Genomic DNA, 13,856 nt, shown 5'->3' with positions numbered 1-13,856 from the left:
TATCAATGCTGAATGGAGACATTCTGAAATTAATCTAAAATCTAAAATCTAAAATTTAAAATCTAACAAATGTCAAATAAAAATAAATCAAGTAGATTTAATAAAATAACCATCGGTTTAGCTTCACCGGAATCGATTCTTCAGGAATCGAGAGGGGAGGTTCTTAAGCCGGAAACCATTAACTACAGAACGCATAAGCCTGAAAGAGATGGTTTGTTCTGTGAAAAAATCTTCGGTCCCGTAAAAGATTACGAATGTGCTTGTGGTAAATACAAGAGAATTCGTTACAAAGGGATCGTTTGTGACCGTTGTGGAGTAGAGGTTACGGAGAAAAAAGTACGTAGAGAGAGAATCGGACATATCAATTTGGTAGTTCCAATTGCTCACATCTGGTATTTCCGTTCTTTACCGAACAAAATCGGTTACCTTTTAGGAATTCCTTCCAAGAAATTGGATATGATCATCTACTACGAAAGATATGTAGTGATTCAGCAGGGGATTGCTAAAAAATTAGACGGTTCCGATTTCGAGAATATGGAATTCTTAACGGAAGAAGAGTACTTGGATATCATGGAAACTCTTCCAATTGAGAACCAGTATCTTGATGATTCCGATCCAAACAAATTCATCGCTAAAATGGGTGCTGAAGCTGTTGAGGAGTTATTAAAAAGAATCGATCTTGATGCATTGTCTTTCGATTTAAGACATAAAGCTCACAATGAAGGTTCAAAACAAAGAAGAACTGAGGCTTTAAAAAGATTGAACGTTGTAGAAGCATTAAGAGGTGCTAATACAAGAATGATCAACAAGCCTGAGTGGATGATTATGCGTGTGCTTCCAGTAATCCCGCCGGAATTAAGACCATTGGTTCCGTTGGATGGTGGACGTTTCGCAACTTCCGATTTGAATGACCTTTACAGAAGAGTTATTATCAGAAACAACCGTTTGAAGAGATTATTGGAGATCAAAGCTCCTGAAGTAATCTTGAGAAACGAGAAGCGTATGCTTCAGGAATCAGTAGATTCATTATTCGATAATACAAGAAAATCTTCAGCTGTAAAATCTGAATCTAACAGACCATTGAAATCACTTTCAGATTCATTGAAAGGTAAGCAGGGTCGTTTCCGTCAGAACTTATTAGGGAAAAGGGTAGATTACTCTGCACGTTCGGTAATTGTCGTAGGTCCAAACTTACAGCTTCACGAATGTGGTATTCCTAAAGATATGGCTGCTGAACTTTACAAACCGTTCATTATCAGAAAACTGATTGAAAGAGGAATTGTAAAGACCGTAAAATCTGCAAAGAGAATCATCGACAGAAAAGAACCTGTAGTATATGATATCCTTGAAAACGTGATGAAAGGTCACCCGGTACTATTGAACAGGGCACCTACGCTTCACAGACTGGGTATTCAGGCATTCCAGCCTAAGATGATCGAAGGTAAGGCAATTCAGCTTCACCCATTGGTAACGACAGCATTCAATGCGGATTTCGATGGTGACCAGATGGCGGTACACTTACCGTTAGGTCCGGAAGCAATCCTTGAAGCTCAGTTATTGATGTTAGGTTCTCAGAACATCCTGAACCCGGCAAACGGTTCTCCAATTACGGTACCTTCTCAGGACATGGTTCTTGGTCTTTATTTCATGACCAAAGAATTGAGCTCTACAGAAGATATGAAAGTAAAAGGTGAGGGTCTTGCATTCTATTCTCCTGAGGAAGCGGAAATCGCTTACGCTGAAGGAAGAGTATCTTTAAATGCTAAAGTAAGATGTAGACTTCCGGTTAAAGAAGACGGTGAAATCGTTACAAGACTGATCGAAACTTCTGTAGGTAGAATTTTGTTTAACCAGATTGTACCGAAGCAGGTAGGATATATTAATGAGCTTTTAACGAAGAAATCATTAAGAAACGTTATCGGTAAGATCCTTGCTGATACGGATTTCCCTACCACTGTGAAGTTCCTTGATGCGATGAAAGACTTAGGATATTCAAACGCATTCAAAGGAGGTCTTTCTTTCTCATTAGGTGATATCGTAGTTCCTGTTGAGAAAAAGCAGATGATTGCACAATCAATCGAAACTGTAGACGAAATTAGAGCTAATTATAACATGGGTCTAATTACCGATACAGAACGTTATAACCAGGTAATCGACGTTTGGACAAACACCAACGCAGGATTAACGGAGATGATCATGAGCAGAATGAAAGTTGATCAGGGTGGTTTCAACTCTGTATACATGATGCTTGACTCCGGGGCGAGGGGTTCTAAGGAACAGATCCGTCAGTTATCAGGGATGAGAGGTTTGATGGCAAAACCGCAGAAAGCCGGTTCTACCGGAGCGGAGATCATTGAAAACCCGATTCTTGCAAACTTTAAAGAAGGTCTTTCCATCCTAGAATACTTTATCTCTACCCACGGTGCCCGTAAAGGTCTTGCGGATACCGCTCTTAAGACGGCCGATGCCGGTTACTTAACGAGAAGATTGGTAGACGTTGCACAGGACGTTATCGTTACAGAAGAAGACTGTGGAACGTTAAGAGGAACAGAAGTTACTGCACTTAAGAAAAATGACGAGATCGTTGAAAAAATCTCCGAAAGAATCTTAGGTAGAGTTTCTTTACATAATATTTACGATCCTGAAAGTGATGAACTAATCGCTGAAGCTGACCAGGTAATCTCTGAAGCATTAGCTAAGAGAATCGAGGAAGCAGGATTAGAAGCTGTTGAAGTTCGTTCACCATTAACTTGTGAAGCTAAGAAAGGTATCTGTGCGAAATGTTACGGTAGAAACTTAGCAACAGGTAAAATGATTCACATGGGTGAAGCGGTAGGTGTAATTGCAGCACAATCCATCGGGGAACCGGGAACTCAGCTTACGTTGAGAACATTCCACCAAGGGGGTACTGCAGGAAACGTATCAGAAAACCCATCAATCGTTGCAAGAAGAGACGGTATCGTTGAAATGGATGAAGTAAGAACCATTACTTCTGAAGATGAAAACGGTAATACTGCTGAAGTGGTTGTTTCCCGTTCAACGGAATTCAGATTGGTTGCTGATAATGAGTCAAGAACACCATTAATGGTAGCCAACGTACCTTATGGTTCCATATTAGCAGTAAAACCTGGTGATAAAGTGAAAAAAGGAGATGTAATCTGTAGATGGGATCCGTATAACGCCGTTATTATTGCTGAAACAGCAGGTAAGGTAGAGTACGAAGATATCATCCAGGGGGTTTCATTCCAATTGGAAATTGACGAACAGACAGGATTTGAAGAGAAAGTAATTTCTGAATCCAGAAATAAGAAAGCCGTACCAACATTAAAAGTGGTAGATTCTAAAGGAGTTGAGCAGAAAGCATACAACTTACCGGTAGGAGCCCACTTAATGGTAAACGATGGTGAAAAAATTAAGGCTGGTAAAGTCTTAATTAAAATCCCTAGAAAATCTGCAAAAGCAGGGGATATCACCGGAGGTCTTCCGAGAGTTACCGAATTATTCGAAGCAAGAAACCCTTCAAACCCAGCGGTGGTTACAGAAATCGACGGGGTAGTTTCTTACGGAAAAATCAAGAGAGGTAACCGTGAATTGATCGTTGAAGCTAAAACTGGGGAGAGAAAAATTTATTTGGTTAAATTATCCAACCAGATCCTTGTACAGGAGAATGACTTCGTAAGAGCTGGTTCGCCACTTTCTGACGGATCTATCACACCGGACGATATCTTGAGAATCAAAGGCCCAACAGCTGTTCAGGAATATTTGGTAAATGAAATTCAGGAAGTTTACCGTTTACAAGGGGTAAAAATTGACGACAAGCACTTCGAAATCATCGTAAGACAGATGATGACGAAAGTATCTATCGTTGACGGAGGTGATACTCAGTTCCTTGAAGGTGCTCTTGAACATAAATATGATTTCTTGGAAGAAAACAACAGAGTATTCGGTCTTAAAGTTGTAGTAGAGGCGGGAGATTCTAAAGTATTCAAACCGGGTCAGATGATTACGGCAAGAGAATTAAGAGACGAAAACTCTAAGTTAAAGCGTGAAGATCAGGCTTTAGTGGAAGTAAGAGAAGCTTTACCAGCTACGGCAACGCCAGTATTGCAGGGTATTACAAGAGCAGCTCTTCAGACTAAATCATTCATGTCTGCCGCATCGTTCCAGGAAACAACGAAAGTTCTTAATGAAGCAGCAGTTGCAGGTAAGGTTGATGATCTGCACGGTCTTAAAGAAAATGTAATTGTAGGACACAGAATTCCTGCAGGTACAGGTCTTAAAGAATACCAGAATGTAATCGTTGGTTCTAAGAAAGAATTCGAAGATCTTAACTAAAATTTATAATTTGAAATTTGAGGTTTGAAATTATTTTTATACTTTCACAATCTCAAATTTCGAATTTTTTAAAATATAATTTATAACAAATGGACAACAATCAAAACCCACAAGACGGAAACATCAACATCGAATTAAACGAAATGGTAGCGGCTGGTATCTATGCTAATTTAGCTTTGGTAAACCACTCTCCATCTGAGTTTGTAGTAGATTTCATCCAGTTAATGCCGGGTGTACAGCAAGCGAAAGTAAGATCAAGAGTTATCCTTGCTCCACTTCACGCAAAAAGAGTACTTTCTGCTCTTCAACAGAATATTGCTAACTATGAGCAACAATTCGGAGAAATCAAAGAAGTTGAACCTTTCGTATTAGGAGGAAACAACGTAAACGCTTAAGATTTACTCATAAACATACAGAAGTGCTCCATTTTTAATGGGGCATTTTTTTATACTGATAGATTGCTGTTATATGATATAAATGCTTTATTTCATACGTTGCTACTAATTAGAATTGTATATTGTTTGTAATTTCCTATTATTTTATAATTCTTATTAATAGATTAAAAAAATATAAAATCCAAGTCACAATTTTATATCTTTGCTTCAAGATATGGTATTAGGATATGGTAAATAATCAGTTTGTTCGTAATAAATTTGGTTTTTTAGGCGAACAATTTTTAGGTGAACTTAATAAAAATGCAGTCGTCACAGAAGTAAAGGCAAAGACTGAAATTATTCGTGAAGGTCAGAAAAACAAATTTGTACCCTTTCTCATTAAAGGGTCTGTAAGGGTTTTTACATTAAATGACGGCCGTGAACTTATCTATTATTACATCAGAACTAATGATAGCTGTCTGATGACTTTTTCATCTATTTTTACAGACTATATCAGCAGGGTATATGCCGTAGCAGAAGAAGATTCTGAAATTATGCTTGTTCCGGTATCAATAATCCACGATTGGCTGATTGCATATCCGGAAATCAATCGTGTTTTTTACCATGAATATGACAAAAGATTTTCAGACGTCATGAGTATGGTAAACTATGCCGTTTTTCACAGACTTGATAAAAGAGTATTAAATTATATCCGGCAGCAGATTTCAATCACCGGCTGCAATCCTATAAAGCTTACCCATCGCGAAATAGCAAGCAATCTGGGGACTTCCAGAGAAGTAGTAAGCCGTGTTTTGAAAAAAATTGAGAATGAAGGCGACATTTCGCAAACCAAAGAAGGCATAAAATTGCCTCTTAATGAAAATGTTATACAAGGCTAATAAATTATATTTAATTAATTTAACAATTTGATTGATAAAAACAATCCGGTCGGTGACTTTTATCACGCACTTTTGATAGCATAAGTATATAAGTTTGTCATACTAAACTTTAATAGAAATTGTATGACAAAAACCTTACTATTTTTGTCGGTATTGATCTCAGGTTTCACCTTTGCACAGGAGGATCTGCTGAAAGATATTGACACCATTCAAACAAAAAATACCGATACTTCCCAGCCTGCTTTTAAGGCATTGCAGATTGTAACCGGACAATCTACTAAATTACCCGCAAAAAAAGAGTGGTACATTGTTGTGGCACACCGTTTTGGTGATGTAAGCAAAGGCTTCAAAGATTTTTTCGGACTGGATGATGCCTCAACCAAACTTGGGGTTATTTATGGAGCTACAGACTGGCTATCATTAAATTTATCAAGAGAAACCAATCAGAAAACTTTTGAGGGCGGCGCAAAATACAGATTGGTGAAACAAAATGATAATTTCCCGGTGGATATTGTAGGGTACAATGTATTGGCCGTAAATACAGATCTGAGCACGGATAATTATCCACATCTGAAGTTTGCAGACAGACTTTCTTATCTTACTCAGGCTTTGATTTCCAGAAGATTTAATGATGATTTTTCACTGCAGCTAACTCCTTCTTATGTTCATAAAAATCTTTACGAACCGACAATTGAAGATAAAGATCAGTTTCTGGCGGGTATCGGGGGAAGATACAAGATTTCAAAAAGAATATCGATTAATGCAGAATATTTCGTGAATTTTGATAACCACAGTTTTTATAAAAATCCTCTGTCTGTAGGGATGGATATTGAAACGGGAGGCCACGTTTTTCAACTGTTGTTTACCAATTCGCAAATCAATTCAGATATTGGGTATCTCACCAATGCTACGGGAAAGTGGGAAAAAGGACAGATTTTCTTCGGATTTAATCTTTATAGAGTTTTTTAATATGAAAAAGTTTGTATACATCATTTCAACGGCAGCAGTATTTATTGCCTGTGAAAGCAGAACCTATGAAGAGATATCGGATAACACGCCTATTGCTGAAAAAGTAACTTATAATAAAGATGTTAAAGCGATTATTGATGCCAACTGTGTGAGTTGCCATTCTCCCGGTGCTCTGGCTTTAACCAATTATAATCAGGTGAAAAATAATATCAACAATATTATAGACCGTATCAGCAGGCCCAATGGAGATCCTCTGAAAATGCCGCAGGGCGGAAGTTTGTCACCTGCACAAATCAATATCATCACCAAATGGAAAGCCGACGGACTTTCCGAAAACTAAATATCTATTATGAAAAAGCTGATTATTTTCATCATGTTAATGATAACGGGCAACTTGTTTTTTGCCCAAAAATATATGTCTAAAACAGGAAAGGTTACCTTTGAAGCCTCAGTTCCTCTTTTTGAAGATGTATTTGCACAGGACGACAATAATATTGTTGTTCTCAACGCCGATAACGGAGATGTTGCCTCTGTTTCAGTGGTTAAAAACTTTCATTTTAAAACCAAACTCATGGAAGAGCATTTTAATGAAAGCTATGCAGAAACGGCTAAATTTCCAAAAACTACATTTACCGGTAAAATTGTGAATTTTGATAAGTCGAAAGTTACGGCTTCACCTCAGAAATTTACGGTTCAGGGAACTCTTAATTTCCACGGAGTGGCAAAGGCTTACACCTCAACTGCAACAATATATGCCAAAGACGGAAAAATTTTTATGTCAGGAGGATTTACGGTAAAAGCTGCTGATCATAAAGTGACAATCCCTAAAATGGTAATGAAAAAAGTAGCGGAAACAGTGAATGTTGAATATAATTATATTTTGGTTAAACAATGAAAAAGATCATTATAATATTAAGTATATTCCTGGGACTTACTTTGACATTTGCCCAGGACAACGCAAAATCAATTTTTGATGTCGCCCGTACCGGAACTGTTGAGGAAGTAAAAGAACTGATGAAAAAGGACCCGGATGTCATTAACCAAACCAATGAAAACGGATTCTCACCACTCATTCTTGCATGCTATAGAGGAAATGTTGAGGTGGCCAAATTTCTGATTGATCATGTAAAAGATGTAAATTATAAAAGTAGGGAAGGTACCGCTCTCGCCGGACTCGCCTTTAGATACAATAAAGAATTGGTAGAATATATTCTGAAGAAAAATGCGAATCCTAATATTGCTGACGCCACAGGAATAACTCCGTTATTTTGGGCAGTAAAGTCCGGTAATAAAGAATTAACTGAATTGTTACTAAAGTACAAGGCTGATAAAACCTTAAAAGATTCACAGGGAATGACTCCTTTCGAGTATGCCTTGCAGACCAATAATAAAGAAATCATTAATCTCTTAAAAAATTAACATATGAAAAAAGTTTTACTTACTTTATCAATGGCTCTGGCATCTTTGATCGGAGCACAGACTTTTTCGACAGGAACAGTAAGTCTGCCGACGACAGGTATGACAGTAAGAATCGTTACCAATCCTACTACAGTGACTCTGGTACTCACAGGAGACAGCAATTCTATGCTGGCCATAGGTTTTGGAACAAGTGGAATGGCCTCCGGAGCAGACGGATTTATTTATAATTCTTCTGCAAACAGGGATTACACATTTAGTGGAATAGGTGTAACTCCTTCTGCTGACTCTTCCCAGGATTGGACTGTAACATCGGACACGGTTTCCGGAAGTACAAGAACGGTTATAGCCACCAGAAGCTTAGCAGGAGGTGCAGGAGATTTCGCATTGTCCAACACCAATTCAAATATTGATATTTTCTATGCAAGAAGAGCTGGTGCGTTAGGCCTTGCTTATCATGGTTCTTTAAGAGACTATGCTACTCTTACCAGAGCTTCAGCGCTGGCAACCGGAGAAGTTGTAGCGGAAAAACAGAAGATAATGCTGTATCCTAATCCTGCAAAAGAAACGGTAAGCTTCAAAAATGCTGATAAGATCAAATCGGCAGACATCTTTGATTCTGCAGGAAGAAAAATCAGAACCGTGAAAGTGGATGGGAAAGAAATCAATATTTCAGATCTGAAATCCGGAAATTATTATCTGGAAATCACTTTAAAAGACGGATCAACTACTTTTGAACAGCTTATTAAAGAATAATAACAAAACTCTTTATAAATAATTTCGGGGCGGCGGCTTTGCCGCCGAAATTTATCCCATCATTACCCATACTTACTACAGTTTTTTTTGGATAATATTATCAGTTTAATTTTTCAGACGTTATTTGTTTTTATGTGAATAAAGCCGTCTTTAGCTTTGCAGCAATAGACGTTCAGGTAAATAATTATTATCGTCAAGGCACTTTCATTGCAAATTTTACTCAACCATCTTTTACATATATCGAAAAAGAAATATCTTTCCGGCATGAAAACTACTCAAATCACTACCGCTGGGAGAATAAAAGCTATTGTAGGCGGATCCATCGGAAATCTTGTTGAATGGTACGACTGGTATGCGTACGCCGCATTTGCCATTTACTTCTCAAACTCTTTCTTCCCCGATTCTGATATGACGGCACAACTGCTGAACACAGCGGGAATTTTTGCCGTTGGCTTTCTTATGCGCCCTGTTGGTGGTTGGCTTTTCGGAAGTATTGCAGATCGGATCGGACGGAAAAAAGCCATGACGTTTTCAGTATTGCTCATGTCTTTCGGATCGTTGCTGATTGCAGTAACACCAACGTATGATGCAATAGGAGTTTTGGCTCCGTTACTTTTATTAACAGCACGTCTTCTGCAAGGTCTCAGTGTGGGAGGAGAATATGGTGTATCTGCAACTTACCTCAGTGAAATGGCAACTTCCGACAGACGCGGATTTTATTCCAGTTTTCAGTATGTGACTTTGATTGGCGGACAGCTCATCGCACTCGGAATTCAACTGATTTTACAAAAAATATTACTTACGGAAAGCCAGCTTGAAAACTGGGGCTGGAGAATTCCTTTCGTCATCGGGGCATTGCTTTCCGTAATTGCGTTGTACCTGAGAGCAAATCTCCACGAAACGGAAGCTTTTGAAAGTAAAAAAAAGATAGAGGAAAATAAAAAAGGGACTATAAAAGAATTACTGAAACATCCTAAAGCACTACTGACAGTAGTAGGTCTCACTTTAGGCGGAACGCTTGCATTCTATACCTATACTACTTACATGCAGAAATTTCTGGTAAATACTGTTCATCTTACAAAAGAAGATTCTACATTGATCTCTTTTGTTTCGCTCTTTATTTTTGCCTGTCTGCAGCCTCTTTTTGGAGCCCTCTCGGATAGAATAGGAAGAAGACCTTTGCTGCTGGGCTTCGGGATCTTGGGAACAGTATTCACTTATCCCCTGCTGGACGCTTTAAGTACGACCACTTCCATGTGGGGTGCTTTCTTTCTGATCATGGCTGCACTAATTATTGTAAGTGGTTATACATCTATCAATGCAGTCGTAAAGGCTGAGCTTTTCCCGTCTGAAGTAAGAGCTTTGGGAGTCGGGCTTCCATATGCATTGACGGTAGCGGTTTTCGGAGGAACGGCAGAATATCTGGCATTATGGTTTAAACAGCAGCATGTAGAGCATTATTTTTATTGGTATATTACCGGCTGTATTTTCTTTTCACTGATCGTTTACTCAAGAATGGGAGACACGAAGAAAACATCTTCTCTTGATAAAGATTAAAACAAAATATATAAAAGACCCGCGGCTCAGAGAATCTGAGCCGCGGGTTCTATTTAATGATAGGCTTGCTTAAATTTTTGGAGAATATTATCCAGATTATGTCTCTGAACATATACGCTCTTTACATCTTCATATCTCGGCGATTTGTAAAAAACTTCATGGAAATCCATACTGCCATTTCCAACTTTTACCACTTTCTGAACCTCAATATTCAACTTTCTCAATTCATCTTTAAAAACCTGAAATTCGTCTTGGATATTTTTCATCTATTTTTTGGATTTTAATTAAAACTATACTTTTATATCAAACACCCTACCAAAATTCAGGGGTGTAAATGAAAATCAGTATAAAGATAATGAATTTTTCTATATAAAAATAAGAAATGCTTATAATTTTAGCAATGAATTATTTGTTTTAAAATCATTTTAATAAATTTTTCATGAATTGAATAATGTTATTACCGAACAAAAAAATTAAACAAAAAATTTTATAATATGAAAAGTCCTTTAAAAATAAGCTTTGTACCTGGTTAACCGATCAATTAATACAGAAAATAAAATATGAATTAAAACAAAAAAAGGTTAAAATCACCTGAGATTCTAACCTTTTATTCTATATAGATTTCATTGTATTATTTTTTGCTATCCCTCTTCTTCCAGTTCAATTTCATGTCTCAGCTGGGCCTTGTACAAGGTAGCATAATATCCGTTTTTATCCAGAAGTTCAAGATGCTTTCCTTCTTCCACAATTTTACCGTGCTCCATAACGATAATTTTGTCTGCCTTTTCAATAGTGGAAAGCCTGTGTGCAATGATAATGGATGTTCTGTTTTTTGTGATTTTTTCCGTGGCTCGCTGGATCAGCTTTTCACTTTCATGGTCAATAGATGAGGTCGCTTCATCGAGAATCAGGATTTTAGGATCTGAAAGATATGCTCTCAGGAATGATAAAAGCTGTCTCTGACCCAGGGAGATGGAAGAACCTCTTTCGCTCACTACATAATCATAACCTCCCGGAAGGCTTTCAATAAACTCGTCAACTTCAATTTCCTTTGCTCCGGCTTTGATCTGCTCAAGCGTAATGGAATTATCACCAAACGAAAGATTTTCAAAAATACTTCCGTGGAACAGGAAAACATCCTGTAGCACTACACCAATATGACTTCGGAGGCAATAGAGTTCATAATCTTTAAGATCCACATCGTCAATAATGATATTTCCTGAATTAATGTCATACAATCTGGTGATCAGGCTGATAATCGTGGATTTTCCCGCTCCGGTAGCACCAACAATAGCGACAGTCTCTCCCGGATTTACTTTAAAATCAATCCCCTTCAATACTTCCTGTTTTTCATCATAAGCAAAATGTACATTTCTGAATTCAATTTTTCCTTCAAAATGATCTTTCTGTACGGTTCCTGTATTCGGCATCGAATTTTCCTCGTCCATTAATCCCAATACTCTTTCAGCTCCTACGATACCCCGCTGGATATTGTTGAACCGGTCTGCAATCTGTCTTAAAGGACGGATCAGCATAGAAATATACTGGATAAATGCTATAACCACGCCGGCACTGATCGTGATATAGCCTCCATAAAAGAGGATAAATCCGATGAAGAGCGAAGAGATTAATTCAACCACCGGGAAGAATAAGGAAAAAATAAAAACCGTTCTCAGTAATGCGCCTTTCAGTGTGATATTGATTTCATCAAACTTTTTAAATTCAGATTCCTGCCTGTTGAATACCTGAATGATCGACATTCCGGCCAGTCTTTCCTGAACAAATGAGTTCTGGTTAGACGTCCAGTTTCTTTCATCCCCGAATGCTTTTTTAAGTCTTTTCTGAAAAAATCGTGTAATAACAACCATTAAAGGAAGAATGGCCAGCGTAATGTAGCTGAGATGAACATTGGTACTGAACATCATCACCAATACAAAGAGAATTCTCAGAACATCCCCGAAAACCATCAGGAAACCATCCGTATACACCGTGGCAATGGTTTCAACGTCTCCTACTGCTCTTGTCACCAGCTGCCCGATTGGTGTTTTATCGAAGAATGAAGTTTTAAAATAAATAAGTTTATTATAAAGTCTCTGTCTGATATCCCGGATCACATTCTGTGAAATATAATTGGAAAAATAAACCAGGAAAAAATTTAAAACAGTTTCTGTGAAAACCAGACCTACCAAAATGTAGATATGCTTCATCATTAAAGCCTTATCTTTCAGCTTGGTGATGTCGTTATCTACCACTTCCATGGTGAGGTAAGGCCTGTAGGTAGAAACCATAGCCAGTATGATGGAGATGATCAGCGTAAGGATGAACCACGAACGGAATTTCATTCCGATAAAGAACAGCCTTTTGATAATTCCCCAGGTATCTTGTTTTTTCATTGTACGAATTGAAGAAAGAATTATATTGAAATTCTATGCAAAAATAAGATTTTAAAATTTGACAATCTTTACCAGCTATAGAAATAGTCATAGAAAATTTCAGATCGCTGTCATTTATGACATAGATTAATTATTCAAAATCATAGCCCACATCAACAAGATATAATCCGTGAGCCGGGGCAGAAGTACCCGCTGAGTTTCTGTTTTTGTTTTCAATGACTTTACGAAGGTCTTCAGGCTGTAATTTTCCGGCACCTATTTCTACCATTGTTCCTACAATGGCTCTTACCATGTTTCTCAGAAAACGGTTCGCTGAAACAGTAAATTTTAGCTCACTCCCGTTTTGTTCCCATCCTGCCTTATAGATTTTACAGAGGTTGGTTTTATTATCGGTATGAAGTTTGGCAAAGCTGGTAAAGTCTTCATATTCAAATAAAATGCTACAGGCTTCATTCATTTTATTAATGTCAAGCGGTCTTCTCCAGTGCTGCCAGGCAGATTCTTCCGTGAACGGGTTTTTTTCCAGAGAGATATAATATTCGTAAGTTCTGTAGGTAGCATCAAATCTTGCATGAAAATCATCTTTCACCGGAAAAATTCTTTTCACCGAAATGTCCGCAGGAAGAAAACTGTTTAATTTTCTTGGCAGATCTTCGTCAAGAACTTTCTCGGTTTCAAAATGTGCGAAAATTTTCTTGGCATGCACGCCGGTGTCCGTCCTTCCTGCGCCGGTAGTTTTAATTTCTTCTCTTAATATTGTGGAAAGTGCCTTCTCCATTTCTTCCTGTACAGAAACAGCATTGGGCTGGATCTGATATCCGAAATAATTCTTGCCGTTGTAGGAAAATTCTATAAAATACCTCACTGTGATAAAATAAGTAAGCAAAATTACTTTAATTAATGATAATCATCAACACAATTTAGAAACCGCTTTCAACTTTTCCTGAAATTTTCAATAAAGAGGCAAGAAATTAAAATTAAAAAAGAAATGGTAAAGGTTGACAAGTAAAACAAGTGGCGCAGCGCCCTATAAAATATCAAAGATATTTCCTTAATTCTCTTAAAACCTTTTAAAATCTTAATGTTTAAATAATTGCAGTTTGAATTCAGATTGAATACTTTTAAAAATAATCTCGAAAAGTAAGTACCATAGTAAG

General features: G+C 37.6%; 12 protein-coding genes. 9 read left to right on the top strand and 3 right to left on the bottom strand.

The features are described from left to right. Window positions 1–69: 69 nt before the first annotated feature. From rpoC to M0D58_RS08665, 9 genes are all read left to right on the top strand, one after another. Complete coding sequence (rpoC, locus tag M0D58_RS08705) at window positions 70–4,335, top strand: DNA-directed RNA polymerase subunit beta' (RefSeq protein WP_248388421.1); 4,266 nt, start codon at window positions 70–72, stop codon at window positions 4,333–4,335. An 89-nt stretch (window positions 4,336–4,424) separates the two neighbouring features. Beyond that, window positions 4,425–4,730 (top strand): DUF3467 domain-containing protein, encoded by a 306-nt coding sequence (locus tag M0D58_RS08700; RefSeq protein ID WP_029295596.1) that lies wholly within the window; start codon window positions 4,425–4,427, stop codon window positions 4,728–4,730. Window positions 4,731–4,957: 227 nt separating this feature from the next. Beyond that, window positions 4,958–5,608 (top strand): Crp/Fnr family transcriptional regulator, encoded by a 651-nt coding sequence (locus M0D58_RS08695; protein ID WP_248388419.1) that lies wholly within the window; start codon window positions 4,958–4,960, stop codon window positions 5,606–5,608. Window positions 5,609–5,731: 123 nt separating this feature from the next. Next, window positions 5,732–6,577 carry a DUF5777 family beta-barrel protein gene (locus M0D58_RS08690; RefSeq protein ID WP_248388417.1) on the top strand — a complete coding sequence of 282 codons (846 nt, stop codon included), beginning with the start codon at window positions 5,732–5,734 and terminating at the stop codon, window positions 6,575–6,577. Between the two features lies 1 nt (window position 6,578). Continuing rightward, window positions 6,579–6,917: a hypothetical protein gene (locus tag M0D58_RS08685; protein WP_248388415.1), complete on the top strand. Its 339-nt coding sequence runs from the start codon at window positions 6,579–6,581 to the stop codon at window positions 6,915–6,917. A 9-nt stretch (window positions 6,918–6,926) separates the two neighbouring features. After that, window positions 6,927–7,472: a YceI family protein gene (locus M0D58_RS08680; protein WP_248388414.1), complete on the top strand. Its 546-nt coding sequence runs from the start codon at window positions 6,927–6,929 to the stop codon at window positions 7,470–7,472. Then, on the top strand, window positions 7,469–7,996 hold the full coding sequence (locus tag M0D58_RS08675) for an ankyrin repeat domain-containing protein (RefSeq protein ID WP_248388413.1): 528 nt from the start codon (window positions 7,469–7,471) through the stop codon (window positions 7,994–7,996). The genes M0D58_RS08680 and M0D58_RS08675 overlap by 4 nt, the downstream gene beginning before the upstream one ends. 3 nt (window positions 7,997–7,999) lie before the next feature. Further along, the gene (locus tag M0D58_RS08670) at window positions 8,000–8,749 is read left to right on the top strand and encodes a T9SS type A sorting domain-containing protein (protein ID WP_248388411.1); all 750 of its coding nucleotides are present in this window, start codon (window positions 8,000–8,002) and stop codon (window positions 8,747–8,749) included. 264 nt (window positions 8,750–9,013) lie between these two features. Continuing rightward, window positions 9,014–10,306, top strand: coding sequence for an MFS transporter (locus M0D58_RS08665; RefSeq protein ID WP_248388409.1), 1,293 nt, complete (start codon window positions 9,014–9,016; stop codon window positions 10,304–10,306). Window positions 10,307–10,359: 53 nt separating this feature from the next. Here the strand turns inward: M0D58_RS08665 and M0D58_RS08660 are convergent, their stop codons facing one another. The 3 genes from M0D58_RS08660 to truA form a co-directional block, all read right to left on the bottom strand. After that, window positions 10,360–10,572 carry a hypothetical protein gene (locus tag M0D58_RS08660; RefSeq protein ID WP_072883545.1) on the bottom strand — a complete coding sequence of 71 codons (213 nt, stop codon included), beginning with the start codon at window positions 10,570–10,572 and terminating at the stop codon, window positions 10,360–10,362. Window positions 10,573–10,947: 375 nt separating this feature from the next. After that, on the bottom strand, window positions 10,948–12,699 hold the full coding sequence (locus M0D58_RS08655; RefSeq protein ID WP_248388406.1) for an ABC transporter ATP-binding protein: 1,752 nt from the start codon (window positions 12,697–12,699) through the stop codon (window positions 10,948–10,950). A gap of 130 nt (window positions 12,700–12,829) precedes the next feature. Next, window positions 12,830–13,564 carry a tRNA pseudouridine(38-40) synthase TruA gene (truA, locus tag M0D58_RS08650; protein WP_409515140.1) on the bottom strand — a complete coding sequence of 245 codons (735 nt, stop codon included), beginning with the start codon at window positions 13,562–13,564 and terminating at the stop codon, window positions 12,830–12,832. Window positions 13,565–13,856 lie beyond the last annotated feature (292 nt).

Source organism: Chryseobacterium nepalense (assembly GCF_023195755.1).
Classification (GTDB): domain Bacteria; phylum Bacteroidota; class Bacteroidia; order Flavobacteriales; family Weeksellaceae; genus Chryseobacterium; species Chryseobacterium nepalense.
Note: the sequence above shows the minus strand (reverse complement) of the source record. Positions and strands in the feature narration are given on the sequence as shown.

Excerpts from the sequence above, each read along its gene's own strand:
- rpoC (WP_248388421.1), top strand. The coding sequence starts at position 70 with ATGTCAAATAAAAATAAATCAAGTAGATTTAATAAAATAACCATCGGT.
- M0D58_RS08700 (WP_029295596.1), top strand. The coding sequence starts at position 4,425 with ATGGACAACAATCAAAACCCACAAGACGGAAACATCAACATCGAATTA.
- M0D58_RS08695 (WP_248388419.1), top strand. The coding sequence starts at position 4,958 with ATGGTAAATAATCAGTTTGTTCGTAATAAATTTGGTTTTTTAGGCGAA.
- M0D58_RS08690 (WP_248388417.1), top strand. The coding sequence starts at position 5,732 with ATGACAAAAACCTTACTATTTTTGTCGGTATTGATCTCAGGTTTCACC.
- M0D58_RS08685 (WP_248388415.1), top strand. The coding sequence starts at position 6,579 with ATGAAAAAGTTTGTATACATCATTTCAACGGCAGCAGTATTTATTGCC.
- M0D58_RS08680 (WP_248388414.1), top strand. The coding sequence starts at position 6,927 with ATGAAAAAGCTGATTATTTTCATCATGTTAATGATAACGGGCAACTTG.
- M0D58_RS08675 (WP_248388413.1), top strand. The coding sequence starts at position 7,469 with ATGAAAAAGATCATTATAATATTAAGTATATTCCTGGGACTTACTTTG.
- M0D58_RS08670 (WP_248388411.1), top strand. The coding sequence starts at position 8,000 with ATGAAAAAAGTTTTACTTACTTTATCAATGGCTCTGGCATCTTTGATC.
- M0D58_RS08665 (WP_248388409.1), top strand. The coding sequence starts at position 9,014 with ATGAAAACTACTCAAATCACTACCGCTGGGAGAATAAAAGCTATTGTA.
- M0D58_RS08660 (WP_072883545.1), bottom strand. The coding sequence starts at position 10,572 with ATGAAAAATATCCAAGACGAATTTCAGGTTTTTAAAGATGAATTGAGA.
- M0D58_RS08655 (WP_248388406.1), bottom strand. The coding sequence starts at position 12,699 with ATGAAAAAACAAGATACCTGGGGAATTATCAAAAGGCTGTTCTTTATC.